Origin of the sequence: Pseudomonas muyukensis (assembly GCF_019139535.1) — a bacterium.
Classification (GTDB): Bacteria; Pseudomonadota; Gammaproteobacteria; order Pseudomonadales; family Pseudomonadaceae; genus Aquipseudomonas; species Aquipseudomonas muyukensis.
Window position 1 is genome coordinate 3,297,450 of sequence record NZ_CP077073.1, and the last position, 24,103, is coordinate 3,321,552.

The following is a 24,103-nucleotide window of genomic DNA, read 5'->3' on the forward strand; positions in this document are numbered from 1 at the left end:
AGCCTCATGCCGTAGGCGCGCACCGGCTACGCCGGTGTTCGCCGTCCTACCTAGAACGTCTTCTGGCCCTGGTCCAGCTGCTGGTCGACCAGCGCCCGGCCATGGGCCAGGGAGACGTGCTGGGCATTTTCCAGGTCGCTGAAGAATTTCATCGGCATGGAAATGCGCTTGCTGGTGTGGCCATGGGGATCGGTGATCAGGCAGCCGGCCGCATAGGGCAGGGGGGAGTCGGGGTGGGGCATCACGCTGGCGGTGATGTGGTGATCGCGGTATTCACAGTGAAGGGTTTGCATCGTCCTGACCTCGCTGTGGCTGGAAAGCAGTTCCTTCCGTATACCACAGCGAGGGGCCGCAGGTGTTCGGCCCGACGAGCGTGACGCGCGGCTTCAGCCTTGCAGGTCGGTCGGCTGGATCACTTCGACCCAGTAGCCATCCGGGTCCTTGACGAAGGCCAGGTGGTTCATGCGGCCATCTTGCAGGCGCTTCTGGAAGGGCACGTCCAGCGCCTCGAAACGCGCGCAGGCAACCCGCACGTCCGGCACCGAAATGCAGATGTGGCCAAAACCGCGAGGGTCGGTATTGCCGTTGTGGTAGGCGAACGCCGGGTCGTTCTCGGTGCCGTGGTTGTGGGTCAGCTCGAGCACGCCCGGGATCGACTTCATCCACCGGTGGCGTTCGGCATCGTCGGTCGGAATCTGCGCCGGGTCGACCAGGGCCAGGAAGTACAGGCTGAAGGCCGCCTCCGGGAAGTCGCGTTTGTCCACCAGGCGAAAGCCCAGGACACGGGTGTAGAAGTCCAGGGACTTCTCGATGTCCTTGACCCGCAGCATGGTGTGGTTGAAGACGAACTGGGCGGTGGCGGTGTCTGGCTGGGCGGTGACGCCGGGCAGCGCTTGAAGATCGTGCAGGCTCATGGGGTACTCCAGAATCAGGGCCTTGGTAGAGGCGGGTCATGATACGGGAGTCAGCCGGCAGCGCAAATGAAAGCGCCCCGCACGAAGGCGGGGCGCTGGAATTAGAGGCCCGCATGTGCGGGCGCGTGATGGGGTCGCTAGTCCTTTAGCTGGTTCGATACTGAGCCTGTGCTTGTGAAAAAAGTGTGAAGCGGGTGTCGAGGTTTCATCAGCGCACCCAGGTTTCCACCGTCTGTGCGCCGTACTGTTGCTTCCAGGCCTTCAGGCCACGGTGGTTGCCACCCTTGGTTTCGATCAGCTCGCCGGTATGCGGGTTCTCGTAGACCTTCACCACCCGCGGGCGGCGCTGCTGCTTGGCGGCCACGGCCGGGGCACGCTGGCTGGCTTTTGGGTCGAGGATGGCGACGATGTCGCGCAGGCTCTTGTCGTAGCTTTTCATCAGGCCGACTAGTTTCTGCTCGAATTCGATTTCGCGTTTAAGGCCGGCATCCTTTTTCAGCGCCTCCAGTTGTGCCATCTGTTCCTGAAGCGCTTTTTCGGCAGCACGAAACTCTGCAAGTCTGGACACTGTCATCACTCCTGTAAGTCTGCGGTGGCATGACGTGACGAACATAAACTGGACTAAACGCCGGCCACGCGGATGGGTATAGCTGTTCGCTGAGTGTCAGTGTAGACATCGCCTGCACAGGGGTAAACAGCAAACTTTCAATCAATAAGCCGGGAACTTTGGCGGTTTTTCGCGCGGTATTCGAACTTCCCTGCAAGGGTATCTGGCCGGGGCCTTAGACCATGGTCCCATGGTGCGGGCTAGAGGCCCTGGGTGAAAATTATGGATGATGGTCGAAATGTATTCGCTCATCCCGTAGTGCCGGTGCAGTCGATTGCCCGGATCGTTTTTTGCCCTTCTTTTGGATGTTTTGTTCGCATGTTTGCCCCTTTTCCCCTCGCCCCCGGGCGCCGAGTTGCCGGCCTGTTCTTCCTGTGTGTCGGTGCCAACGCCCAGGCCGCTGGTTTTCTTGAAGACAGCAGTGCCAAGGTCGAAGCACGCAATGTCTATTTCAACCGGGACTTTCGTGACGGCCACAGCAGTTCCAGCCAGGGCGCGTCGAAACGCGAAGAATGGGCCCAGGGGTTCATCCTCAATGTCCAGTCCGGTTATACCCAGGGCCCGGTAGGCTTCGGCGTCGATGCCCTGGGCATGGTCGGTTTCAAGCTGGACTCGAGTCCGGCCGACAGTAACAGCGGCCTGTTGCCGTCGTCCGGCCACGATCCGCGCCACTCGGCCGACCAGTACGCCAAGATGGGCATCGCCGGCAAGGTCAAGGTTTCCAAGACCGTGCTCAAGTACGGCTCGATGATGCCCGATGTGCCGTTGCTCAAGTACAACGACGGCCGTCTGCTGCCGACCATGTTCCATGGTGCCTGGCTGACCAGCGAGCAAGTGCGCGACCTGAAGTTCACCCTGGCCCGCCTGAACCAGTACACCGCGCGGGACTCCACCGACCGCCAGGACATTCGCGTCCACTGCAAGAACAAGCGCTACGCCTGCGACATCGAGGCCGATCACTTCGACCTGGCTGGCGTCGACTACCGCTTCAACGAGCGCCTCAGCGCCCAGTACCAGGTCTCCAAGCTGGAAAACATCTACCGCCAGCACTTCCTCGGCCTGGTAGCCAGCCAGCCACTGGACGTCGGCACCCTGTCGGCCGACCTGCGGGTGATCAAGAGCGACGACATCGGTAACGCCCGCGCCGGCCAGATCGACCACCGCGCCTTCAGCGGCATGCTCGGCTACAGCCTGGGCGGCCACAAGATCAGTGCCGGCTGGCAGCGCATGTACGGCGACAGCGCCATGCCGTACCTCGATGGCACCAACCCGTATCTGGTCAACTACGCCCAGGTCAATGACTTCGCCGCCGCCCAGGAGCGTTCCTGGCAGCTGCGTTACGACTATGACTTCAAGGCCCTGGGCGTGCCTGGCCTGACCTTCTTCACCCGTTACATCAACGGTGACAACATCAAGGTCCCGGGCAGCAACGCCGAAGGCAAGGAATGGGAACGCGACACCGAGCTCAAGTACCAGGTACAGAGCGGTACCTTCAAGGATGTCAGCGTGCGCCTGCGTAACTCCACCTACCGCAGCAACTACGAGAAGTGGGCGCGCGACATGGATGAGACCCGCGTCATCGTCAGCTACAACTTCTCGATCTTCTAAGGCGCCTTTACCCCGGCCGCTGGTCGGTCGACAATGACCACCGGTTCATGGTGTGGTGCTTTGCAAATACGCCCCATAATTGGCGCGTCATTTGTGAAGCACCACACTCGGCGGGGCAGGGGATGAAAAAGCTTCTACTGATCGGCATCGGCCCGGGCGATCCGCGGCAGATCACCTACGAGGCCGTGGATGCGCTACGCCGTGCCACGGTGTTCTTCGTGCTCGACAAGGGCGCGGACAAGCAAGACCTGGTGCGCATGCGCCGGGCCATTCTCGAACGCTACCTGCCCCAGGGCGGTTATCGCCTGGTGCAGGTCGCCGACCCGTGCCGGGATGGCGCGGCCAGCGACTATGTCGGCGCCGTGCAAGACTGGCACGGCCAGCGCGCGGCACTGTACGCCCGGTTGCTGGAACAGGAGCTGGCTGGCGACGAGGTCGGTGCGTTCCTGCTTTGGGGCGAGCCAGGCCTTTACGACAGCACGCTGCGCATTCTCGAGCGGGTGCGCCTGGCTGGCGTGGCCTTGGCGCTGGAGGTGATCCCTGGGATCAGCAGCATCCAGGCCCTGGCCGCCCGCCATCAGATCCCCCTCAATCGCATCGGCGAGCCGCTGACCGTGCTGCCGGGGCGACGCCTGGGCGAGCAGGCGCGAATCGACAACGTGCTGGTGATGCTCGACGGCCAGTGTGCATTTGCCGCGTTGGACGATCCGCACTTGCTGATCTATTGGGGCGCCTACCTGGGCACGGCGGATGAACTGCTGGTGCAGGGGCCGCTGCAGGAGGTCAAGTCACGCATCGTGCAATTGCGCGAGGCCGCCCGCCGGCGCAAGGGCTGGATCATGGACACTTACCTGCTGCGCCGCGCGCTGTAGGCACCTACAGGGGGCTACAGCGCCGCAGCATGGCACCGGTGAAGCCCGGCGCTGCCGGCGCACGGAGTGGGCCAGGCATGGGCAATGACCAGAAGATGAGGCATGGCAGAGGGCCTTGAGGCAAAAGTACCCATTTAAACACGGGTGGGCTCAAGGCGTGCCGAGGATACTCACTACCTTGTCGCGCAATTGCTCAATGCTAAAGGGCTTGCCGATCAGGTGCATACCCGGCGGTACCTCGACGCTCTCGGCATAGCCACTGGCGAACAGCACTGGCAGCAACGGGCGGATTTCCCGGGCCTTGCCCGCCAGTTCCTCGCCGCGCATATCGGGCAGGCCGACGTCGGTCATCAACAGTGCCAGGGGCTGCTGCTGGTCTTGGAGAATCTTCAGGGCGGTGCTGGCGCTGTCCGCCTCGATGGCGGTGTAGCCCAGTTCGTCGAGCACTTCGACTATCAGCATGCGAACGATGTCGTCGTCTTCGACTACCAGAAGGTGCATGGGTGGATCCTGTTTCGGTGAATGGTCTCTACTCTGTGCCCGCGGCAAGGGCAGAAGTTCCCAAGCTTACCGGCATGGACAAATAGATGGAACGATTGGCGGCACGCGCCTTCAAATACTGGCTAAATGCCCTGCCAGAATGGCGAAAGCTGGTTAGACTCGCTGTATTTCCCGGTCGGTCTGGCGCAGGGCAACACCTACAAGACGTATCGCCACACTGTTCAATGGACTTTTTCACGCGGGCATTTTCTGATGATTCAAGCAGCCTCGATGGACCAGCGCAGTTTTCGCAAGCTGCTCAGCCGCAACGTTGGCCTGCCTCTGGCGGTGGGGCTCCTGGGCGCCGTGGCGTTCGTCGCGGTGATCAACTACCTGCTCTCGGCCATGCAATGGGTGGAGCACACCGACCGGGTCATTGGCAATGCCAACGAAACGGTCAAGCTGTCGATCGACATGGAAACCGGCATGCGCGGTTTCCTGATCACTGGCGACGAGCGCTTCCTCGACCCCTATGAAGTGGCCAAGCCACGCATCTTCAGCAGCCTCGAGGGCTTGAAGGGCATGGTCGCGGACAACCCCCAGCAGGTCGAGCGGATCGATCGTCTGGTGGCCTTGCAACGTGCCTGGAACGATTTCGCCAGCGAGATGATCAGCCTGCGGCGCAGCAAGGGTGACTTCCAGCTGTCCATTGGCAATGGCCGTGGCAAGCGCATCACCGACGAGATCCGCAAGGAGTTCGATGGCCTGATCGGCACCGAGCAGCAGTTGCGCATGGCCCGTACCGAGACGGTCAGCAGCGTCACGGTGATTGCCATCAGCGCCTTCGTGCTGTTCATCGTTGCCCTGAGCGCCTTGCTCGCCTACCTGGGGCGTCGCGACCTGCTGGCGTTGTCGGCCAGCTACGTCGACAACTTGCAGGCCCAGCAGCGCAGCGCCGAGCGCCTGGAGCACCAGGCCTGGCTGCGCACCGGGCAGACGCAACTGGCCGAGCAGGTGCTGGGGCAACTGACCCTGCCGATGCTGGGCGACAATATTCTGCGCTTCTTCGCCGGCTACCTGGGCAGCGTGGTGGGCGCGCTGTATGTGCGCGACGAGCACGGTAGCCTGGTGCGGGTGGCCAGTTACGGCCTGACGGCCGAGCAACAGGCCAGCGAACAGGTAGTGGGCGAACATGGCGGCCTGTTGACCCAGGCCCTGCGCCAGGGGCGCCTGCTGCGCCTGGATGCGCTGCCCGAGGACTACTACCGGTTGAGCTCGGGCCTTGGCAGCGGCCTGCCACGCAGTGGTGTGCTGCTGCCGGCCAGTGACGACGGGCAGATCAACGGCGTGCTGGAGCTGGGCTTTTTGCGGCCCCTGCACGAGCGCGACCTGGAGATGCTCGAGCGGGTGACCGGCAACCTGGGCATCTCCATCGAGAGCGCACGCTATCGCCAGCGCCTGCAGGAGGTGCTGGCCGAGACCCAGCAGCTCAACGAAGAGCTGCAAGTGCAACAGGAAGAGCTCAAGACCGCCAACGAAGAGCTGGAGGAACAGTCGCGGGTGCTCAAGGAGTCCCAGGCCCACCTGGAAACCCAGCAGGCCGAGCTTGAGCAGACCAACGAACAGCTGGCCGAGCGCACCGAGGCCCTGGACCGCAAGAACGGCGAGCTGAACCAGGCCCAGGTGGAGTTGCAGGCCCGCGCCGACGACCTGCAACGTTCGAGCAAGTACAAGTCCGAATTCCTCGCCAACATGTCCCACGAGCTGCGCACACCGCTCAACAGCTCCTTGATCCTGGCCAAGCTGCTGGCCGAGAACGCCGAAGGCAACTTGAGCGCGGACCAGGTCAAGTTCGCCGAGTCGATCTATTCGGCCGGCAACGACTTGCTCAACCTCATCAACGACATCCTCGACATTGCCAAGGTCGAGGCCGGCAAGCTCGAAGTGCGCGCCGAGACCACGCCCCTGGCGCGACTGGTCGAAGGTTTGCAGGGCATGTTCCGGCCCCTGGCCCAGGACAAGGGCCTGGGCTTCGAGGTGCACCTCGAGCAGCCCTTGCCGGCGACCTTGTTCACCGACCGCCAGCGCCTGGAGCAGATCCTCAAGAACCTGCTGTCCAACGCCATCAAGTTCACCGAGCGCGGCCAGGTCAACCTGCGCATCAGCCACCAGAACGGCGTGGGCATCGTGTTCGCCGTGCGCGACACCGGCATCGGCATTGCCGCCGACCAGCAGCAGGCGATCTTCGGCGCGTTCCACCAGGTCGACGGCACCAGCAACCGCCGCTATGGCGGCACCGGCCTGGGGCTGTCGATCTCCCGCGACCTGGCGCACCTGCTCGGCGGCCAGATCAGCGTCGACAGCAGCCCGGGGCAGGGCAGCGTGTTCAGCCTGATCCTGCCCGAGCACTTCGAACCCAACGCGCAACAGGCCGAGGTTCACAGCCTGCGCCCGGCGGTCGATGAACTGCCGCCGGCACCGCCGGCCAGTGCCCCGGTCCGGACCGAGCGCCCGACCCCGACCTTCGCCGACGACCGCGAGCGAGCGCCGTTCGGCAACCGCTGCATCCTGGTGATCGAGGACGAGCCGAACTTCGCCCGCATCCTCTACGACCTGGCCCATGAACTGGGCTACAGCTGCCTGGTCGCCCACGCCGCCGACGAGGGCTTCGAGCTGGCCGCGCACTACCTGCCCGACGCCATCCTGCTGGACATGCGCCTGCCCGACCATTCCGGGCTGACCGTGCTGCAACGCCTCAAGGAGCAGGCCAGCACCCGGCATATCCCGGTGCACATCATTTCCGTGGAAGACCGGGTCGAGGCGGCGATGCACATGGGTGCGGTGGGCTACGCGGTCAAGCCCACCAGCCGCGAGGAGCTCAAGGCGGTGTTCGGCCGCCTGGAGGCCAAGCTCACGCAGAAGCTCAAGCACATCCTGCTGGTCGAGGACGACGACCTGCAGCGCGACAGCATCGCCCGCCTGATTGGCGACGACGACATCGAGATCACCGCCGTGGCCCTGGCCCAGGACGCCCTGGCGCTGCTGCGCGAGAATATCTACGACTGCATGATCATCGACCTCAAGCTGCCCGACATGCTCGGCAACGAGCTGCTCAAGCGCATGACCGCCGAGGACATCCGCAGTTTCCCGCCGGTGATCGTCTACACCGGGCGCAACCTCACCCGCGAGGAGGAAGCCGACCTGCTCAAGTACTCGCGCTCGATCATCATCAAGGGCGCGCGCTCGCCCGAGCGCCTGCTCGACGAGGTCACGCTGTTCCTGCACAAGGTCGAGTCGCAGCTGTCCAACGAACGCCAGCGCATGCTCAAGACCGCGCGCAGCCGCGACAAGGTGTTCGAGGGGCGGCGGATTCTGCTGGTGGACGACGATGTGCGCAACATCTTTGCCCTGACCAGCGCCCTGGAGCACAAGGGCGCCATCGTCGAGATCGGCCGCAACGGGCGCGAGGCCATCGAGTGCCTGGAGGCCAACGACGACATCGACCTGGTGCTGATGGACGTGATGATGCCGGAAATGGACGGCTACGAGGCGACCCGGCTGATCCGCCAGCAGCCACGCTGGCGCAAGTTGCCGATCATCGCCGTGACCGCCAAGGCGATGAAGGACGACCAGCAGCGTTGCCTGCAGGCCGGCGCCAACGACTACCTGGCCAAACCGATCGACCTGGACCGCCTGTTCTCGTTGATCCGGGTCTGGCTGCCGCAATTGGAGCGAATCTGAAATCTTGACCAGCGAACGCAACACCGATATCGAGATCCGGCTGCTGATCGAGGCGATCTACCTCAAGTACAGCTACGATTTTCGCGATTACTCCGGCGCATCGATCAAGCGCCGGATCCTCCATGCCTTGCGCCAGTTCGATTGCCGCACGGTGTCGGCCTTGCAGGAACGGGTGCTGCACGACCCGGGCATGTTCCTCGAGCTGCTGCAGTTCCTGACGATTCCGGTCAGCGAGATGTTCCGCGACCCGGGGCACTTTCTGGCGCTGCGCAACGAGGTGGTGCCGCTGCTGCGCACCTGGCCGTCGCTGAAGATCTGGATTGCCGGTTGCAGCACGGGCGAGGAGGTGTACTCCATGGCCATCCTGCTACGCGAGGAGGGGCTGCTGGAGCGCACCATCATTTATGCCACCGACATCAACCCACATTCGCTGGAGCGCGCCAAGCAAGGCATCTACTCGATGCAGAGCATGCGCGATTACCAGGAAAACTATCGCAAGGCCGGCGGCCGCCGCGATTTCAGCGAGTACTACACCGCCGCCTATGGCAACGCGATCATCGATTCCAGCCTGCGCGAGAACGTCACCTTCGCCGACCACAGCCTGGCCACCGACAGCGTGTTCTCCGAGACCCAGCTGGTGTCGTGCCGCAATGTGCTGATCTATTTCAACAAGGGCCTGCAGGACCGGGCCCTGGGCTTGTTCCACGAGTCGCTGTGCCACCGTGGCTTCCTGGTGTTGGGCAGCAAGGAATCGGTGGACTTCTCGGCCTATGGCGAGCGCTTCGAGCCGCTGGTGCGGCCCGAGCGGATCTACCGCAAGGTATGAGCGGCGTGCGCGCGATCGTCATCGGCGCCTCGGCGGGGGGCGTAGCGGCGTTGTTCAGCGTGCTCGGCGCGCTGCCGGCCGCCTTCGCCGTGCCGGTACTGTGCGTGCTGCACCTGCCGGACGACCGCCACAGCCAACTGGCCGAGGTGCTGCAGCGGCGTTTGCGCCGACCTGTGCGCGAGGCGCAGGACAAGGCCGCCATCGAGCCTGGCCTGATCTACGTGGCCGGGCCGGGCTACCACCTGTCGGTGGAGCGTGACCTGAGCTTTTCCCTGAGCCAGGAGGAGCCGGTGCATTTCTCGCGACCGGCAATCGATCTGTTGTTCGAGTCGGCGGCCGATGCCTATGGCCCGGCGCTGCTCGGCGTGCTGCTCACCGGTGCCAACGAGGATGGTGCCCGCGGGCTGCTGCGGATCAGACAAAGTGGAGGCCGGACCGTGGTCCAGGACCCTCGCGACGCACAGGTTGCGCTGATGCCGGAGGCCGCCTTGGCCCTGCACAGCCCCGACCACATTCTTCCCCTGAGCGGTATCGGGCAGTTGCTCGCTACCCTGGAACCCAGCGCATGCTAAGCCATATCACCGCCAAACTGCTGATCGTCGACGACTTGCCGGAAAACCTGCTGGCCCTCGCTGCCCTGATCCAGGGCGAGGACCGTGAGGTGCACCAGGCCCAGTCCGCCGAGCAGGCCTTGTCGCTGCTGCTCGAGCACGAGTTCGCCCTGGCCATCCTCGATGTGCAGATGCCGGGCATGAACGGCTTCGAGCTGGCCGAGCTGATGCGCGGCATGGAAAAGACCCGTAGCATTCCCATCGTCTTCGTCAGCGCCGCCGGGCGCGAGATGAACTACGCCTTCAAGGGTTACGAAAGCGGGGCGGTGGACTTTTTGCACAAGCCGTTGGATACCTTGGCGGTGAAGAGCAAGGTGTCGGTGTTCGTCGACCTGTTCCGCCAGCGCAAGGCCCTCGACCGCCAGTTGCAGGCCCTGGAGCGCAGCCGCGCGGAACAGGAGCAGTTGCTGGCGCAGTTGCAGGTTGCCCGTGGCGAACTGGAGCATGCCGTGCGCATGCGTGACGATTTCATGTCGATCGTCTCCCACGAAGTGCGTACCCCGCTCAATGGCCTGATCCTCGAGGCCCAGCTGCGGCGCATGCACCTGGCGCGGGGCAACCTGGCGGCGTTCAGCGAGGACAAGCTCAAGGCCATGGTCGAGCGCGACGAGCGCCAGATCAACAGCCTGATCCGCCTGGTCGAGGACATGCTCGATGTGTCGCGGATTCGCACCGGCAAGCTGTCGATTCGGCCCAAGGCCTTCGACCTCGGCCAGCTGGTACGCGGGCTGGTGGAGAACTTCGCCGCCCAGGCCCATGCCCTGGACACCCATATCGAACTGCAAGTCTGCGAGGCCCTGCAGGGCGAGTGGGACGAGTTCCGCATCGAGCAGGTGCTGGCCAACCTGCTGTCCAACGCCTTGCGCTACGGCGAGCGCAAGCCTGTGATGGTACGGGTGTTCGCCAACGACAGCATGGCCTGCGTGCAAGTGCAGGACCAGGGTATCGGCATCGATGCGCAAAACCAGCAGCGGATCTTCCAGCAGTTCGAGCGGGTGGCCGCCCAGCAGGCCAGCGGCGGGCTGGGGTTGGGGCTGTATATTTCCGAGCAGATCGTGCTGGCCCATGGCGGGCGGATCCAGGTCGACAGCCAGGCCGGCGCGGGGGCGATGTTCAGCGTCTACCTGCCGTTGTCCGGGGTGCTGCAACACTGCGATCAGACCCAGGCAACCTCTGCCTGAGCCTGGGGTCTGATAGCCAACCTACCGAATGTGAAGGCGTTGACATGAGTGAAGATGCACAAGATGTGGTGCTGGTGGTCGAGGACGAACCCGCGATCCGCATGATCCTGCGGGACTACCTGGCGGGCGAGGGCTACCACGTGCTGGTGGCCGAGGACGGCGAGCAGGCGTTTGCCATTCTTGCCAGCAAGCCGCACCTGGACCTGATGGTCACCGATTTTCGCCTGCCCGGCGGCATCTCGGGGGTGGAGATCGCCGAGCCGGCGGTGAAGCTGCGCCCGGACCTGAAGGTGATCTTCATCAGCGGCTACCCGGCGGAGATCCTCGAATCCGGCAGCCCGATCGCGCGCCAGGCACCGATCCTGGCCAAGCCGTTCGACCTGGACACCTTGCACGCGCAGATCCAGGCGCTGCTGCGCTAGGGCGTAGCCGCCGAGCTCAGGGCGCAGCCTGCTCCAGGGCCCGCAGGTCATCCTCCACCTGCTGCATTCGTTGTTCAGCCAGCGCTTGCACTGTCGGGTCGCTGGCGCTTTCGCGCATGTACCCGGTCAGCTTCTCGCTCAGGCGCTTGCCTTCGTCGGTATCGCCCAGCGCCTTGGCCTTGGCAGGGTCGCGGGTGGCGGCGACGATGCTGGCGAATTCGGCATCGGTGAAGTGCTGCTCGCTGTACAGCTTGAACAAGTCCTGGCGTTGGTCCTCGACGGTCAGGTGCTTGCGCAGCACTTCGCGAATCTTGTCCTCGGGCACTTGCCGGTGGGTCATGGCCAGCAGCCCGGCCATGCGCTCGATGTTATGGCTGTAGGCGTCCTGCAAGGGCAGCTCGGCGAGGATCTTTTCCTCGCGACTGGGGGGCTGGTCGCAGCCGGCGAGGGCGCCGAGCAGCAGGGCGGGGAGCAGCAGTTTGCGCAGGCGGGGCATGGGTGGGCCTTGGGTGCGGGGAGGCCTGGGAGTTTACTGCAAGCAGAAGGCCTGCGGGTATGGACATGCCTTCAAGTCAGGAAACCAGCAGGCTACTCACGCAGGCAACATGCTGAAAACAACCGACCTTTTCCTTTGTACTTGTCCTGCTAGGCTTGGTTGTTCGTTTGGACAGCACATACAAGGATGATGTAATGGAGCGAAGTACTCGTGATCACTGGCAAGCGTTGCTCAATACCGGGCGACGCAAGGCCGATGGCAAGCAGGCAGCGGTGACGGAGGAAAAGGATGTCGAGTACCGAACCGCAATTGAACGGGATCATGACCGAATTCTGTTCTGTACACCGGTCCGACGCATGGCCGACAAGACCCAGGTTTTTCCGCTGGATCGCAATGACAGTGTGCGCAATCGATTAACCCACTCCCATGAGGTGTCCAACCTGGCCAGAAGCGTTGGCATCACGCTGGCTGTGCATCTCGATTCGCTTAAACCTCACGATCAGGCTTTTCGGAACATTCCAGCACTGCTTGCCGCCGTCGGGCTGGTTCACGACCTGGGTAACCCGCCCTTCGGCCACCAAGGGGAAGCTGCCATACGTAGCTGGTTTGTGGATAACCGCGCAGAACTGACTGGCACAGGGTTCGACCCAGCGTTGTTCGAGGATTTTCTCAAGTTCGAAGGCAATGCGCAGACATTCCGCCTGGTGACTCGTCTGCAGTTGCTCAACGACAACTACGGTCTCGACCTGACCTACGCGACCCTTGCGGCGATGATGAAATACCCGGTGGCCTCGACGTCCGTGAGCAAGACTGCTGGTGTCGCGTGCAAGAAACACGGTTTCTTCCATTCAGAGCAAAGCATCGCCGAGGATGTGCTGAGTAAGGTAGGGTTGGCGGTTGGTCGTCGCCACGCCATGGCGTACATCATGGAAGCGTGCGACGATATCGCCTATGCGGTGCTGGACGCCGAAGATGCAATAAAGAAGGGCCTCGCGTCCTTTTATGATTTGATGGCCTACCTCCGGCACCACCATCACCATAATGACCTGGTGAAACGGGTTGTTGACCTGGGCGAGGCAAAGCACGGCGAGTACCGAGAGGCCAACCTGTCACCGAGCGAACTGAACGATGTGTCAATGCAGCGCTTCCGTGTTTACGCGATCGGTGAAATGATCAACGCGGTAACCAAGGCCTTTATCGAGAATGAGGGGGCGTTCGCCGCAGGCGATGAGAAGCGCACGCTGCTGCAGCTATCGACAGCGGCCGAACTGCGTAATGCTTTATGCGATTTTTCTCGTAAGTATGCTTTCGTCCACCGGACTGTGCTGGAGGTCGAACTGCGTGGATACAATACGATTCATCAGTTGATGGATATTTTCTGGGCTGCCATCGCCGAGACGGACCCTGACGATTCTGACAAGGTACTGCCAGAAAACCCCTATAATCGTTACGTCTTTACCAGGATTTCTGAGAACTACCGCCGTGTATACCGAGATCCAGCAGCCGAAGTGAAGGCCTTACCTGCACGTTATAGGCAGTTCCTACTGCTGACGGACATGATTTCAGGCATGACTGATACCTATGCGGTCAATCTGCTCGAAGAGTTGAACGCTTTCAAAAAACCGACCCTGCAATGTAGATGATCAACACGCGCCAAAAGCTGATCACGTACCTGCGCAAACGCGACGGCGTCAAGCCGTCGCTTCAGGCTACCCTGGTCAACATCCGATGCAAGCTGCCCGATGTGGTGATCTTCGGTGGGATGGTCAGGGACTTTGGCTTGGGTGTCAGGCACTTTTCATCAGACATCGACATGGTGACCACGGCCCCGGCCGAGGAAATCCGTCGTGCCCTTGCCGGCCTGAACCCGATCATGAACAAGTTCGGCGGTTTCAGATTTTCCGAGAATGGGCGCCTGTTTGATATCTGGTCGTTACACGACACCTGGGCTATCCGCGAGGGGCATGCCCAAGCCAATAGCCTGACAGATTTGTGCAAGACCACATTTTTCAACCTGGACGCGATCATCTTCGACGTGCGAGCGTTGAAGGTCTGCACCCTTCGGGGCTATGACGATGACTTGCTCAGGCGTGTACTGGATATCAACCTGCAAGCCAACCCAAACCCCCGGCAGATGGCCATCCGTGCGGTACGCATGGCCATTCAGAAGGATCTCCAGTTGGCTCCGGCGCTAGTGGACTACGTGCTGGGACAGTTATATGGCAGCTCGTTAAACCTGACTTTCGAATCCTATGTACGCCAGTTGCATGACCACACAACCCGCAGTGCCGACTCTCCCTTCCGATTCGAGCCGCAACTGAAAATCTGGTAAGTGCCGCACTCAGCGCTGGAATGGATTGCGCAGGCGCACCCAGACGATGGCTGGCAGCGCCATCAACAACCATTTCAGGTATTGATTCACCCCGTAGTACTCGCAAGCGGTACCAATGAGCGTGCACAGCACGACCACGGCAATAAATTGAATCATTCTGTCCATCAAGCAGGTTCCACTGTCTCTGTGTATCAGGGCGGGCACTCTAGCAGTGGGGCATGCCGGGTGCAGTCCTCGCCTGCGCCCATGCCATATGGTGTAACACTTTATCCGTCCAACAATCGCTGCGCCCTTGGCTATCGTGCCAGCTCCCGTCAGTGCAGGAGGTGCGTGCGATGACCCGCTTTACTGGTGGCTGCCTGTGTGGCCGCATCCGTTTTATCGCCGAGGGCGAGGCCGATTTTCCCCATACCTGTTCCTGTTCCCAGTGCCAGCGGCACTCGGGTGGCTTGACCCTGTGCTGGGTCGAGTTCGACAAGGCAGCGGTCAGCTGGGTCGGGGAGGGGCGTGCGCCTGCGCTGTACCGTTCCTCGTCAGCGTCCAGCCGTGCCTTCTGCGCCACCTGCGGCAGCTCCCTGGGCGCCGTCGACGATGGGCCGACCGTGGCCTTGTTGCTGGGCTGTTTCGATGACCCACAGGCGCCGGGCCTTAGACCGGTTGCGCATGCGTTCGAAGGCAGCCGGCCGGCTTGGTGGAAGGTCGATGCCGGTGGCTGATCAGTCGCGACGCTTGGGGCGATCAACTAGGGGCGGCGTCGCCAGTGCGCCAGCAGGCAGCACGGGCAGCTCCGCCAGCTCGTTTGTCAGACCCTTCCCGTATCAGGCGGCATCCCTCAACACCGCGTTCATTTCCAGCCCAAGCGCAATCGCCTACCGTCTCCTTCCCGTCAACGCCAAGGAGCTAACCCATGCCAGAGCTTGCGTTATACAAAGTGAAACTGCTGGACGAATTCGAGGCCCGTGCAGATGAGTGGACCTGCGGGCATTTCGAGCGGCGCCTGACCGAGGTCAAGCCTGCAGCCTACTACCAGGACGCCAAAGGCATCATCATCGCCGCGCACAAGGCCGGAAACTGGCCAAACACGGTCAAGCGCTACCTGCTCAGCAACTACAAGGCGTTTGGCAATGTCAGCAGCGAGTTCAGCGAGATTTTCGTCCAGGTACTGGCCAGCTTGACGCCGCAGGAGCTGGCGTACTGGCAACTACCCCAGGCCACTGAGCCGGCATGATCCCGACACACCTCGACCTGGCCCGGTTCCCGGCAGGCTGAATCACCATCCCCCCGCCAGTGGCCACTCCACCGCCAGGCGGATCTGGTCCCCATCCAGTTCCGCCTGCGCGGTGTTGCCTCGATGCACATTGTGCCGCAACGAGAACGCGACCCCCTTGGCCTTGCCGTCCTGCACCACATAGCGCGCCTCCAGGTCACGTTCCCAATGCCGGCCGTCCTTGCCATAGCCCAGGTAGGCATAGCCGCCGCGTGGGTCCAGGTGCGTCCCGTCGATGGCGAACCCCCGCACATACAGCGCCGTCAGGCTCAACCCCGGCAGGCCGTATCCGGCCATGTTCAGGTCATAGCGCGCCTGCCACGACTTCTCGTTCGGCGCATTGAAATCGGACATCTGTACCGCGTTGCCGAGGAAGATCGCACCGCGGGTCACGTAGTCGAACGGGGTATTGCCATCCACTTGCTGCCAGCCGAGGCTGAAGGCATGCGGCCCCTCGGCGTAGCGCGAGACCAGGCTCCAGGTGGTGTTGTCGATACGCCCGGACAGCGCCTTGCCGGTGTCGGTGGTGCGGTACAGGTTGAGGTCCAGGCTGAGGCTGCGTCGCGCATCCAGGGCGTGGCTCAGGGTGCTGGCGAAATAATGCTGGTTCCAGCTGTCCTGGTAACGCGAGGTGTAGAGACTGGCGCTGAGCGTGGCGGACGGGTTCCATACCGCGCCGGCCAGGTCGAACTGCTTGCCCTGGCGGGCATTGGAGTAGTTGACCACGAAGCCCTGGTCGTGGCTGGAGGCGTTGCGATCGGTGCTTTCGTTGAAGTGCCCGGCCACCAGCTTGAGGGTGTCCAGTTCCTGGCTGGTGAGGAACAGGCCGGTGGCGGTTTCGGGCAGCAGGCGGCTGTCGGATGAGCTGAACACAGGCGTTTTGACCCGCTGCTCGCCATAGGACAGCACGGTGTTGGAGGCCCGTAGCTTCAGCGCCGCGCCGCCACGGCTGTAGTCGCGCTTGGGATGGCCTTGGTTGTCCAGCCCCAGCAGCCGCGCCTTGCCGGCACGGCCACCGCCGCTGTCCAGCTGCATGCCGAGGTAGGCATGGGCATCCACGCCGACACCGACCAGGCCCTGGGTGAAGCCCGAGTTGAACGTGCCCATCACGCCATAGGCCCATTCCTCGGCCTTGCCGTTGCGCTCGGCGCGCGGCTTGTAGGCGTTGCGCGCGCCGCTGTTGCGCCCGCCATGGCGATAGTCGCGCTGGTCGAAGACGCTGCGGTTGAGCAACTGCCAACGGCTGTCGGCGAGCCAGCCTTTGCCCTGGGACTGGCTGGAATCGGCCAGGGCCAGGGGCGTCAAGCTCAACAGGGGCAGGGCGAGGACGAGGGGCTTCACGGGCGGTTTCCGCGCTCAGGGGCGCGAAAGCGCAGGATGCGCGCGCCATCGAAAGGGTCGATGAGGTAATGGGCGTGCACGCCGAAGGTACTGAGCAGGCGTTCGGCTGTCAGTACCGCCGCCGGTTTGCCGAGGGCCACCAGGCGGCCCTGATCGAGCACGGCCAGGCGGTCGCAGGTCAGCGCCTGGTTGAGGTCGTGCAACGCCACCAGGGTGGTTATCGGCAGCGCCTGGACTTGGCCGAGCAAACTCAGCTGGTGCTGGATGTCGAGGTGGTTGGTCGGCTCATCCAGCAACAACACCTGCGGGCGTTGCGCCAGGGCCCGGGCGATATGCACGCGTTGGCGTTCGCCGCCGGACAGCTCGGCCCAGCGGCGTTGGGCCAGGTGGCTGGCGTCGACGTCGGCCAGTGCCTGCTCGACGATGGCACGCTCGCCGGCTCCGAAGGGGGCCAGGGCCGATAACCAGGGGGTGCGGCCCAGGGCGACGGCGTCGAACACGCGGATCGCATCCAGGGTGTCGGCTTGTTGTTCGACCAGCGCCAGCGCCTGGGCGATACGTCGGCGGGGCAGGGCCGCCAGGGGCGTGCCGAGCAACTGGACGCTGCCGCTGCTGGGCGCGCGCAGCCCGGCCAGCAGCTTGAGCAAGGTGGATTTGCCGGAACCATTGGGGCCGACCAGGCCGAGAGTCTCGCCGGGCTTGACGGCCAGATCGATACCATGCAGCACCTCGCGCCCGCCCAGACGCAGGCGCAGGCCCTGGCAACTGACGGGGGCCATTGCGGGGCTGTGCAGCGCGGTCATGGGCGCCCCCGACGGCTGACCAGGATCAGGGCGAACAGCGGCGCGCCGATCAACGCGGTGACCACCCCCACAGGGATCACCTGGCCGCTGATCAGCGTGCGCGAGAGGATGTCGGCGACGATCAGGAACAACGCCCCGCCCAGCGCGCTGGCCGGCACCAGGCGGCTGTGCCCGGGGCCGAGCAACAGGCGCAGGGCATGGGGGATGACCAGCCCGACGAAACCGATGGCACCGACGATCGACACCATCACCGCGGTCACCAGCGCCGCGCAGCTGATCAGCAGCAGTTGGGTGCGGCGCACCGGCACGCCGAGCGAGGCGGCGGAATCGGCGCCGAAGGTGAAGGCATCCAGGGCCCGGCGATGGCCGAGGCAGACCAGCAGCCCCAGCACGGCCACCGGCACCGCCAGGGTCACCGCCGGCCAGCGCACGCCGCTGAGGTTGCCCAGCAGCCAGAACAGGATGCCGCGGGCCTGTTCGGCGGTGGCGGACTTGGTGATCAGGAACGCGGTGAGCGCGTTGAACAATTGCGAGCCGGCGATCCCGGCAAGGATCACCTGGGCATTGTCATGGCGGCTGGCGCTGGCCCGCGACAGCGCCAGCACCAGGGCAAAGGCCGCCAGCGCGCCGAGGAAGGCGCCGCCGGACAGCGACAGCGCCGCGCCACCCAGGCCGAGCAGGCCGACCGCCACGGCACCGGTCGAGGCCCCGGCGGACAGACCCAGCAAATACGGCTCGGCCAGCGGGTTGCGCAGCAACGCCTGGAGAATCACCCCGCAGGTGGCCAGGCCAGCGCCGCAGGCAGCGGCCACCAGGGTGCGTGGCAAGCGGTAGTTCCAGACGATGCCGGCGTCGATCGGGTCGAGCGGATAGCCCGCCTGCCACAGGTGATTGGCCAGCACCTGCCAGACCACTTCGGCGCCCACCGGGGTTTCGCCGATGGCGATCCCGGCGAGCATGGCCAGGCTCAGGGCGAGCAGCGCGAAGGCGCCAAGGGGCAGCAGGCGACTCATGGTTGCGCCGCACTACCGCTGGCGAAGGCCGTGGACAGCACTTGCAGCCCGCGGAACAGGCGGATGCCGGCCTGCATGGCGTCGGCGTCGAGGACGATGATGCGGCCCTGTTTCACCGCATCCATGTTGCGGGTCAGCGGGTCGCTGCGCAGAAATTCGAGTTTCTTGCGATAGTCATCGGCGGGGTAGCGGCGCCGGTCCATGCGCGCGATGATCAGCCAGGTGGGATTGGCCTTGGCCAGGGTTTCCCAGCCGACGGTCGGCCATTCCTCGCTGGACTCGACCACGTTGCGCACGCCGAGGGTCTGCAGCATGAAGTCGGCCACGCCCTGGCGGCCGGCGACGTAGGGGTCGAGCGCCAGGTCGGCGCTGGAGAACCAGAACAACGCGCTGGTGTGCGTCAGGTCCTTGCCCGCCAGTTGTTGCTGCGCCTGCTGCAGGCTGCCCTGGAGCGCCGCGTTGAGGACGGCGCCGCGCGCCTGCACGTCGAAGATCTCGGCCAGTTGGCTGATGCTCTTGTAGATGCTCTGCACCTTGAACGGTTGCAGGCGGGTGCCATCGGCGCCCACCAGGTTGTCCTTGCCTTCGCAATCGGACGGCAGCAGGTAGGTGGGAATCTGCAATTCGGCGAACTGTTCGCGGGTGGCGACCGCGCCTTGGGCACCGACCATCCATTCGAACTGCACCGCCACCAGTTGCGGACGCTTGGCCACCACCGCCTCGAAGCTCGGTTCGTTGTCGGCCAGGCGCTCGACCTTGTCGTTCTGCGCCTGGAACTCGGGCAGCACGTTGTTGAACCACAGCGAAGTGCCGGCCAGGCGTTCGCCCAGGCCCAGGGCATAGAGCAGTTCGCTACCGGCCTGGCCGATGGTCACCGCGCGCTCGGGCGCCTGGGCGAAGGTCTGGGGCACGCCGCAGTTGTCGAGGGTCAACGGATACTGGGTGGCACTGGCCTGGCCATTATCGGCCTGGGCCAGCGCGGACAGGGTCAAGCCGGCGACTACGGTGGCGAGGTGGGGCAACATGGTGGGGCGGTCTCCTGTCTTGCGCTGTGCGGTCATGGGCACGGACAGGCATCGCCGGGCGCGAGCCAGAGGCTGCAAGCGCAAGGCGGATGACCATCCCGGACACCCCGCCGGTTGGTGAACACGTGCCGGCAGGTCTCCTGACTAGTGCGTCCAGGCCCGGCGCCGGCCTTCCCGGATGGATCATCCAGTGGCATCGATGGCGAGGGCTCGGCACCTACAGTTGCGGGGGCAGTTCCGTTCGGCGCGCTGGGCGCGCCTGGGATTCCCTTTTGATTCCGTGTGGAAACCGGCGGGCGGCATGGTAGACCATCGCACCGCCGGGCGAAACGCCTTTACAGGTACTTGAGCCAGGCCAGGTCGCGGCGCCGCGCCTTCAGCCGGGCAAAGCCACGCACCGGCAGGTACAGCGCGGCGGCCAGCAACAGGGCCAGCAGCCAGACCGCGGCGATACCCTCGAAACCGAAATAGTCGCCCTGGTTGCGGCCGAACAGGGCGACGCTGGCCAGGTACAGCCCCTTGAGCACATACAGGTGCAGCAGGTAGAAGAACATCGGCGCCGCGCCGAACACCGCCAGCACGCCGATCCAGCGCGTGCTGCCAGCACGCTCGAAGCCGCGTAGCAACAGCAGGCCGGTGCCCAGGGTCAGCGCCAGGAACAACAGCGAAGGCGGGTACTTGGTGATGTTGAAGAAGCTCATCAGCGTCTGCGTAACATTGGGGTAACTGTTCCAGGGCGTTTCGCCGTAACCGTTGAGCAGGCGCAGTGCGACGAAACCCAGCAGGGCCAGAGCCCCGGCCAGCAGCAGCCGCCGTTGGCGGGTATCGGCCTGGCTGGCGCGGGCGAACCATGGGCCAAGGGCGTAGCCCAGGGCAATCACGCCGATCCACGGCAACAGCGGATAGGATGTGCGCAGGCGCAGGCTGTCGGTGACCACCCACCAGCCGCGATCGTGCAGGACCGCCCACGGCACATGCAGGGCCGATGCCGGCGCGAAGTGCAGGCCATCGAGCAGGTTGTGCCCCGCGACGATCAACACGCCCAGGGTGATAAGCGCCGGACGTGGCAGCCATACCAGCAGCGCCAGGGCGATCATGCTCAGGCCGATGGCCCAGATCACTTGCAGGTAGACCACGGTGGGTGGCAGCTGGAAGGTCCAGGCGAAGTTGACCAGGGTGAACTCCAGCACCACCAGGAACAGCCCGCGCTTGAACAGAAACGCCGAGACATCGCCACGGCCCTGGTGCTTTTCGCCGTACAACCAGGCGGACAGCCCGGTGAGCAGCACGAACACCGGGGCGCACAGGTGCGCCAGGGTGCGGCTGGCGAACAGGCTGGGGTCGGTGGCGTCGATGGTCATCGGGTCGCTGACCTGGCGGTGCAGGAAGAAGGTTTCGCGCACGTGGTCCAGGAGCATGAACAGGATCACCAGGCCGCGCAGGGCGTCGATGCTTTGCAGGCGTTGGCTGGGCAAGGGGGAAGGGGTAATGGCGCTGGTCATTGGCTGGGATCGTAGGCAGGAATGGCGTTCAAATGAAATGTTATCGTATTACATTTTATCAGCGCCTGAATAGTTCGATTTCGCCTGGCGGGCCACCAGGTGTTCGCCGTGGGTGATGCAGCGCCTATTAGACCGAGCGCCGCCCGCGCGGCGCTCGATCTGACAGACGCTGCATCACTCACGGCGAACACGCCCTGCACTGAAACTTTTTTCGCTGCCTGGCCAAGCTCCCGAGTGCGTTGCGGGCAATCCTCCAGATCACCACCACCCATAACCGCTGGCCTGCCTCCATCACACCCCGGCAAAACCGCCAGAACCACCCCGCGACACCCGAGGTTTTCCCCCTCGAACTCCCGATGTTTTTTCCTTTGCCTGTCACCACAAGCTGCGAATGTTGCCTTCGTGGACAGGCCACCAGCCCCTCTGGATCAGGGTGTACGGCCTCGGCCACAGCAATGCGCGACCCACTCAACGTACGAACACGACGATAGGAGATTGCTTCATGTTTAAGCGTACTGTGATCGCCGCCTCCCTGGTGGCTGCTACCCTGGCTTCGGCCCAATCCATGGCCGCTGTGGTCGGCGGCGGTGCCACCCTGCCTGAGCCGCTGTACAACGGCAACGCCACCTGGGAAGGCATCCTGCCGAGCGGCTTCAGCTACACCGGCGTGGGCAGCGGCGGTGGCAAGACCGCTTTCCTGACCAACGCGCCTGCGTCGATCAACCAGCCTGCCGGCACCAACGTCGACTTCGCCGGTTCCGACTCGGTGCTCAGCGCCAGCGAACTGTCGACCTACAACAGCACCCGCGCCGCTGCCTGGGGCAAGCTGGTCCAGGTACCGGCGGTCGGCACCAGCGTGACCATTCCTTACCACCGCAACGGTGTCAGCAACCTGCAGGTCAACGCCACGCAACTGTGCGGCGTGTTCTCCGGCAGCATCGCCACCTGGGGCGCCCTGCTGGGCAACGGCGACACCACCCCGATCAAGGTGATCTACCGTGCCGGCAGCAGTGGCACCACCGAACTGCTGGCGCGCTTCCTCAACGACTCCTGCCCGACCGCCTTCTCGGTCAGCAGCACCTTCACCAGCGCCAACGTCGGCGCCGAGCCGAGCACCTGGCAAGCCGTGGCCGGCAGCGCCGATGTGGTCAATGCGGTGAACGCCACCGATGGTGCCATCGGCTACGTCAGCCCTGACTTCGTCGACACTGCCAACAACGCCCAGGTCGCCCGTGTCAGCAAGCTGGCCACCGGCACCGCCGTGCTGCCGACCGTCGACCAGGCGCAGATCGCCCTGGGCAGCGCCACCGCGCCGAGCGCCGACCGTGCCAACCCAGCCAGCTGGGCGGTCACCTTCGGCCGTGGCGCTACCGACAAGCCGGTCCCGACCACCGGCTACCCGATCGTCGGCTACACCAACCTGCTGGTTGGCCAGTGCTACAAGGATGCCGCCGATGCCACCGCAGTTCGCGGTTTCCTCGACGACCTGTACAGCGGCAACCACGACCTGGCCATCGGCATTCACTCGTTCGTGCCGGTGCCACCGGCCTTTGCCGCAGAAGTCAAGAAAGCCTTCATCAGCAACGCTGGCAACGAAGGCCTCGATATCGGCAACAGCAACGTCTGCAACGGTATCGGTCGCTCGTAATACGGCTGTTCCCCAGTGGCCCGCATCCGCTGGATGAGGGCATGACCCTGGCGGTGCCCGTGGGCGCCGCCAGGGTTTTCTTCGTGTGCATCAGGAGCCCGACACGTGTTCAAGCAAAGATCCCTGCAACTGGCCGTACTGGCTTGCGCCGCGCTGGTGGCCGGCAGCGCCTGCGCCGAGGTCAACGGCGGCGGTTCCACGGCGGTGAAGCGCCTTTACACCGGCAATCCGCTGTACCCCAAGCTGCCACGGTTGTTGCCCGATGGCTTCAGCTACAGCGCCGTCAACAGCCTGGCCGGCAAGCAGGCGTTCCTGGCCAACGATCCGACGCTGATCTGGCAGGCGGCCGGTGGCACTGTCGATTTCGCTGCGGGCGAGGCCGTGCTCACGGCCAGTGAACTGGCCAGCTATCGCAGCACCCGGCAAAGCGCCTATGGCCCGATGATCCAGGTGCCGGTGGCCGGCATGGCGGTGGCCATTCCCTATCAGAAGAGCGGGCTCGATGCGCTCCAGCTCAGCGCTCAGCAGTTGTGCGGGGTGTTCTCCGGGGCTTTGGCCACCTGGGGCCAGGTGCTCGGCACTGCCGACAGCACACCGGTGCGGGTGGTGTATCGCGCGGGCGACAGCGGCACCACCGAGGTGCTGTCGCGGTTCCTCAACGACAGCTGCCCGTCGGCCTTCAGGGTATCGTCCCGCTTCACCACGGCCAGCCTCGCCACCCCGCCTGGCCATTGGCTGGCGGTTGCCACCAGCGCCGACGTGACGGCCCAGGTCAGCCTCAACGAAGGGGCCATCGGCTACGTGGCCGCCAACTACACCGAGGCGGGCAAGAACAGCAAGGTCGCCCGGGTCAGCAAGCAGCCCATGGCCGCCGGGATGGCAGCGCTGCCCACGGTGCTGGCTGCCCAGGCCGGGCTGGGCACCCCGCAGGCGCCGGCCAGCGCCGCCGAGCGCGGCAATCCGCTGCGTTGGGTACCGACCTATGGCAGCGCTGCCGGCGACTTGCCGGTGGCCGGCACGGGTTACCCCATCGTCGGCTTCAGCAACCTGCTGCTCGGCCAGTGCTACCAGAGCGCCGCGGATACCCGGGCGATTCGCGACTTCCTCGGCGAACTGTTTGCCGGCCAGCGGCGGATTGCGGTGATGGGCCATATCTTCGTGACCTTGCCACAGCCATTCGCCGATGAGCTGCGCCGCACCTTCCTGTTCGATGCCTATGGCGAAGGCACCGATATCGGCAACCCGTCGGTGTGCAACGGCATCGGCCGGCCTTGAGCCGCCCGTGTGCGTTGCCATACCCCAGCCAGATGAACTTTGCATGACAAAGCTTCGGTCGCCCAACGGCCGGAGCGCCTTATGGCAAAGCGGCATCAGCGCCGCCTGACGACTTTCTAGAACCCGCACAAGGAACCCT

Annotated in this window: 24 protein-coding genes and 1 riboswitch; of the genes, 13 read left to right on the forward strand and 11 right to left on the reverse strand. The window is 64.3% G+C overall.

All coding sequences use genetic code 11. The features are described 5' to 3' along the window. Window positions 1-50: 50 nt before the first annotated feature. The 3 genes from KSS95_RS14745 to KSS95_RS14755 form a co-directional block, all read right to left on the reverse strand. Window positions 51-293 carry a hypothetical protein gene (locus KSS95_RS14745; protein ID WP_217847814.1) on the reverse strand — a complete coding sequence of 81 codons (243 nt, stop codon included), beginning with the start codon at window positions 291-293 and terminating at the stop codon, window positions 51-53. Between the two features lie 93 nt (window positions 294-386). Then, window positions 387-914 (reverse strand): lactoylglutathione lyase, encoded by a 528-nt coding sequence (gene gloA / locus KSS95_RS14750; RefSeq protein ID WP_217847815.1) that lies wholly within the window; start codon window positions 912-914, stop codon window positions 387-389. Window positions 915-1,122: 208 nt separating this feature from the next. Beyond that, complete coding sequence (locus tag KSS95_RS14755; protein WP_217847816.1) at window positions 1,123-1,482, reverse strand: histone-like nucleoid-structuring protein, MvaT/MvaU family; 360 nt, start codon at window positions 1,480-1,482, stop codon at window positions 1,123-1,125. A gap of 357 nt (window positions 1,483-1,839) precedes the next feature. Here KSS95_RS14755 and KSS95_RS14760 point away from each other — a divergent pair, with 357 nt between their 5' ends. Beyond that, window positions 1,840-3,129, forward strand: coding sequence for an OprD family porin (locus KSS95_RS14760; protein ID WP_217847817.1), 1,290 nt, complete (start codon window positions 1,840-1,842; stop codon window positions 3,127-3,129). Between the two features lie 122 nt (window positions 3,130-3,251). Further along, the gene (gene cobF / locus KSS95_RS14765) at window positions 3,252-4,001 is read left to right on the forward strand and encodes a precorrin-6A synthase (deacetylating) (RefSeq protein ID WP_217847818.1); all 750 of its coding nucleotides are present in this window, start codon (window positions 3,252-3,254) and stop codon (window positions 3,999-4,001) included. Between the two features lie 150 nt (window positions 4,002-4,151). On the opposite strand, the gene KSS95_RS14770 is transcribed toward cobF, so the two are convergent. Further along, window positions 4,152-4,502, reverse strand: a complete 351-nt coding sequence (locus KSS95_RS14770) for a response regulator (protein ID WP_217847819.1) — start codon at window positions 4,500-4,502, stop codon at window positions 4,152-4,154. A gap of 252 nt (window positions 4,503-4,754) precedes the next feature. Here KSS95_RS14770 and KSS95_RS14775 point away from each other — a divergent pair, with 252 nt between their 5' ends. From KSS95_RS14775 to KSS95_RS14795, 5 genes are read left to right on the forward strand one after another with little or no spacing between them, the layout of a single operon-like run. Further along, window positions 4,755-8,222, forward strand: a complete 3,468-nt coding sequence (locus tag KSS95_RS14775) for a response regulator (RefSeq protein ID WP_217847820.1) — start codon at window positions 4,755-4,757, stop codon at window positions 8,220-8,222. Window positions 8,223-8,226: 4 nt separating this feature from the next. Continuing rightward, window positions 8,227-9,048 (forward strand): CheR family methyltransferase, encoded by an 822-nt coding sequence (locus tag KSS95_RS14780; protein ID WP_217847821.1) that lies wholly within the window; start codon window positions 8,227-8,229, stop codon window positions 9,046-9,048. Continuing rightward, window positions 9,045-9,620, forward strand: a complete 576-nt coding sequence (locus KSS95_RS14785; protein ID WP_217847822.1) for a chemotaxis protein CheB — start codon at window positions 9,045-9,047, stop codon at window positions 9,618-9,620. Before KSS95_RS14780 ends, KSS95_RS14785 begins: the two co-directional genes overlap by 4 nt. After that, window positions 9,614-10,840, forward strand: coding sequence for a hybrid sensor histidine kinase/response regulator (locus KSS95_RS14790; protein ID WP_217847823.1), 1,227 nt, complete (start codon window positions 9,614-9,616; stop codon window positions 10,838-10,840). The genes KSS95_RS14785 and KSS95_RS14790 overlap by 7 nt, the downstream gene beginning before the upstream one ends. Window positions 10,841-10,884: 44 nt before the next feature. Further along, window positions 10,885-11,262 (forward strand): response regulator, encoded by a 378-nt coding sequence (locus KSS95_RS14795; protein WP_217847824.1) that lies wholly within the window; start codon window positions 10,885-10,887, stop codon window positions 11,260-11,262. A 16-nt stretch (window positions 11,263-11,278) separates the two neighbouring features. Here KSS95_RS14795 and KSS95_RS14800 read toward each other — a convergent pair whose 3' ends face one another. Next, window positions 11,279-11,758 (reverse strand): hypothetical protein, encoded by a 480-nt coding sequence (locus tag KSS95_RS14800; protein WP_217847825.1) that lies wholly within the window; start codon window positions 11,756-11,758, stop codon window positions 11,279-11,281. A 194-nt stretch (window positions 11,759-11,952) separates the two neighbouring features. On the opposite strand from KSS95_RS14800, the gene dgt reads away from it, so the two are divergent. Further along, window positions 11,953-13,401, forward strand: a complete 1,449-nt coding sequence (dgt, locus tag KSS95_RS14805) for a dGTP triphosphohydrolase (RefSeq protein ID WP_217847826.1) — start codon at window positions 11,953-11,955, stop codon at window positions 13,399-13,401. Further along, window positions 13,398-14,090, forward strand: a complete 693-nt coding sequence (locus KSS95_RS14810) for a hypothetical protein (RefSeq protein ID WP_217847827.1) — start codon at window positions 13,398-13,400, stop codon at window positions 14,088-14,090. Before dgt ends, KSS95_RS14810 begins: the two co-directional genes overlap by 4 nt. Before the next feature lie 9 nt (window positions 14,091-14,099). Here the strand turns inward: KSS95_RS14810 and KSS95_RS14815 are convergent, their stop codons facing one another. Beyond that, window positions 14,100-14,255 carry a hypothetical protein gene (locus tag KSS95_RS14815; RefSeq protein WP_217847828.1) on the reverse strand — a complete coding sequence of 52 codons (156 nt, stop codon included), beginning with the start codon at window positions 14,253-14,255 and terminating at the stop codon, window positions 14,100-14,102. Window positions 14,256-14,425: 170 nt separating this feature from the next. On the opposite strand from KSS95_RS14815, the gene KSS95_RS14820 reads away from it, so the two are divergent. Both KSS95_RS14820 and KSS95_RS14825 read left to right on the forward strand, forming a co-directional pair. Then, a complete protein-coding gene (locus tag KSS95_RS14820; RefSeq protein WP_217847829.1) occupies window positions 14,426-14,806 on the forward strand; it encodes a GFA family protein in 381 nt (126 codons plus the stop codon). 191 nt (window positions 14,807-14,997) lie between these two features. After that, window positions 14,998-15,318, forward strand: a complete 321-nt coding sequence (locus tag KSS95_RS14825) for a hypothetical protein (protein ID WP_217847830.1) — start codon at window positions 14,998-15,000, stop codon at window positions 15,316-15,318. 42 nt (window positions 15,319-15,360) lie between these two features. Here KSS95_RS14825 and KSS95_RS14830 read toward each other — a convergent pair whose 3' ends face one another. From KSS95_RS14830 to KSS95_RS14850, 5 genes are all read right to left on the reverse strand, one after another. Further along, complete coding sequence (locus KSS95_RS14830) at window positions 15,361-16,698, reverse strand: OprD family porin (protein WP_217847831.1); 1,338 nt, start codon at window positions 16,696-16,698, stop codon at window positions 15,361-15,363. Continuing rightward, the gene (locus tag KSS95_RS14835; protein ID WP_217847832.1) at window positions 16,695-17,501 is read right to left on the reverse strand and encodes an ABC transporter ATP-binding protein; all 807 of its coding nucleotides are present in this window, start codon (window positions 17,499-17,501) and stop codon (window positions 16,695-16,697) included. Before KSS95_RS14835 ends, KSS95_RS14830 begins: the two co-directional genes overlap by 4 nt. Continuing rightward, a complete protein-coding gene (locus tag KSS95_RS14840) occupies window positions 17,498-18,514 on the reverse strand; it encodes a FecCD family ABC transporter permease (protein ID WP_217847833.1) in 1,017 nt (338 codons plus the stop codon). The genes KSS95_RS14835 and KSS95_RS14840 overlap by 4 nt, the downstream gene beginning before the upstream one ends. Continuing rightward, window positions 18,511-19,539, reverse strand: coding sequence for an ABC transporter substrate-binding protein (locus tag KSS95_RS14845; protein WP_217847834.1), 1,029 nt, complete (start codon window positions 19,537-19,539; stop codon window positions 18,511-18,513). Before KSS95_RS14845 ends, KSS95_RS14840 begins: the two co-directional genes overlap by 4 nt. Before the next feature lie 113 nt (window positions 19,540-19,652). Continuing rightward, window positions 19,653-19,848: riboswitch (cobalamin riboswitch) on the reverse strand. 26 nt (window positions 19,849-19,874) lie between these two features. After that, the gene (locus KSS95_RS14850) at window positions 19,875-21,041 is read right to left on the reverse strand and encodes an acetyltransferase domain-containing protein (RefSeq protein ID WP_217847835.1); all 1,167 of its coding nucleotides are present in this window, start codon (window positions 21,039-21,041) and stop codon (window positions 19,875-19,877) included. Window positions 21,042-21,543: 502 nt separating this feature from the next. Here KSS95_RS14850 and KSS95_RS14855 point away from each other — a divergent pair. Further along, a complete protein-coding gene (locus KSS95_RS14855) occupies window positions 21,544-22,689 on the forward strand; it encodes a substrate-binding domain-containing protein (RefSeq protein ID WP_217847836.1) in 1,146 nt (381 codons plus the stop codon). Window positions 22,690-22,794: 105 nt separating this feature from the next. Beyond that, the gene (locus KSS95_RS14860; RefSeq protein ID WP_217847837.1) at window positions 22,795-23,964 is read left to right on the forward strand and encodes a substrate-binding domain-containing protein; all 1,170 of its coding nucleotides are present in this window, start codon (window positions 22,795-22,797) and stop codon (window positions 23,962-23,964) included. Window positions 23,965-24,103 lie beyond the last annotated feature (139 nt).

What these genes read in the sequence shown, in the direction of transcription:
- KSS95_RS14810 (WP_217847827.1), top strand. Translation starts at nt 13,398, where the DNA reads ATGATCAACACGCGCCAAAAGCTGATCACGTACCTGCGCAAACGCGAC.
- KSS95_RS14825 (WP_217847830.1), top strand. Translation starts at nt 14,998, where the DNA reads ATGCCAGAGCTTGCGTTATACAAAGTGAAACTGCTGGACGAATTCGAG.
- KSS95_RS14775 (WP_217847820.1), top strand. Translation starts at nt 4,755, where the DNA reads ATGATTCAAGCAGCCTCGATGGACCAGCGCAGTTTTCGCAAGCTGCTC.
- KSS95_RS14760 (WP_217847817.1), top strand. Translation starts at nt 1,840, where the DNA reads ATGTTTGCCCCTTTTCCCCTCGCCCCCGGGCGCCGAGTTGCCGGCCTG.
- KSS95_RS14800 (WP_217847825.1), bottom strand. Translation starts at nt 11,758, where the DNA reads ATGCCCCGCCTGCGCAAACTGCTGCTCCCCGCCCTGCTGCTCGGCGCC.
- dgt (WP_217847826.1), top strand. Translation starts at nt 11,953, where the DNA reads ATGGAGCGAAGTACTCGTGATCACTGGCAAGCGTTGCTCAATACCGGG.
- KSS95_RS14840 (WP_217847833.1), bottom strand. Translation starts at nt 18,514, where the DNA reads ATGAGTCGCCTGCTGCCCCTTGGCGCCTTCGCGCTGCTCGCCCTGAGC.
- KSS95_RS14845 (WP_217847834.1), bottom strand. Translation starts at nt 19,539, where the DNA reads ATGTTGCCCCACCTCGCCACCGTAGTCGCCGGCTTGACCCTGTCCGCG.
- cobF (WP_217847818.1), top strand. Translation starts at nt 3,252, where the DNA reads ATGAAAAAGCTTCTACTGATCGGCATCGGCCCGGGCGATCCGCGGCAG.
- KSS95_RS14790 (WP_217847823.1), top strand. Translation starts at nt 9,614, where the DNA reads ATGCTAAGCCATATCACCGCCAAACTGCTGATCGTCGACGACTTGCCG.
- KSS95_RS14770 (WP_217847819.1), bottom strand. Translation starts at nt 4,502, where the DNA reads ATGCACCTTCTGGTAGTCGAAGACGACGACATCGTTCGCATGCTGATA.
- KSS95_RS14745 (WP_217847814.1), bottom strand. Translation starts at nt 293, where the DNA reads ATGCAAACCCTTCACTGTGAATACCGCGATCACCACATCACCGCCAGC.
- KSS95_RS14835 (WP_217847832.1), bottom strand. Translation starts at nt 17,501, where the DNA reads ATGACCGCGCTGCACAGCCCCGCAATGGCCCCCGTCAGTTGCCAGGGC.
- KSS95_RS14795 (WP_217847824.1), top strand. Translation starts at nt 10,885, where the DNA reads ATGAGTGAAGATGCACAAGATGTGGTGCTGGTGGTCGAGGACGAACCC.
- gloA (WP_217847815.1), bottom strand. Translation starts at nt 914, where the DNA reads ATGAGCCTGCACGATCTTCAAGCGCTGCCCGGCGTCACCGCCCAGCCA.
- KSS95_RS14850 (WP_217847835.1), bottom strand. Translation starts at nt 21,041, where the DNA reads ATGACCAGCGCCATTACCCCTTCCCCCTTGCCCAGCCAACGCCTGCAA.
- KSS95_RS14815 (WP_217847828.1), bottom strand. Translation starts at nt 14,255, where the DNA reads ATGGACAGAATGATTCAATTTATTGCCGTGGTCGTGCTGTGCACGCTC.
- KSS95_RS14855 (WP_217847836.1), top strand. Translation starts at nt 21,544, where the DNA reads ATGTTTAAGCGTACTGTGATCGCCGCCTCCCTGGTGGCTGCTACCCTG.
- KSS95_RS14820 (WP_217847829.1), top strand. Translation starts at nt 14,426, where the DNA reads ATGACCCGCTTTACTGGTGGCTGCCTGTGTGGCCGCATCCGTTTTATC.
- KSS95_RS14785 (WP_217847822.1), top strand. Translation starts at nt 9,045, where the DNA reads ATGAGCGGCGTGCGCGCGATCGTCATCGGCGCCTCGGCGGGGGGCGTA.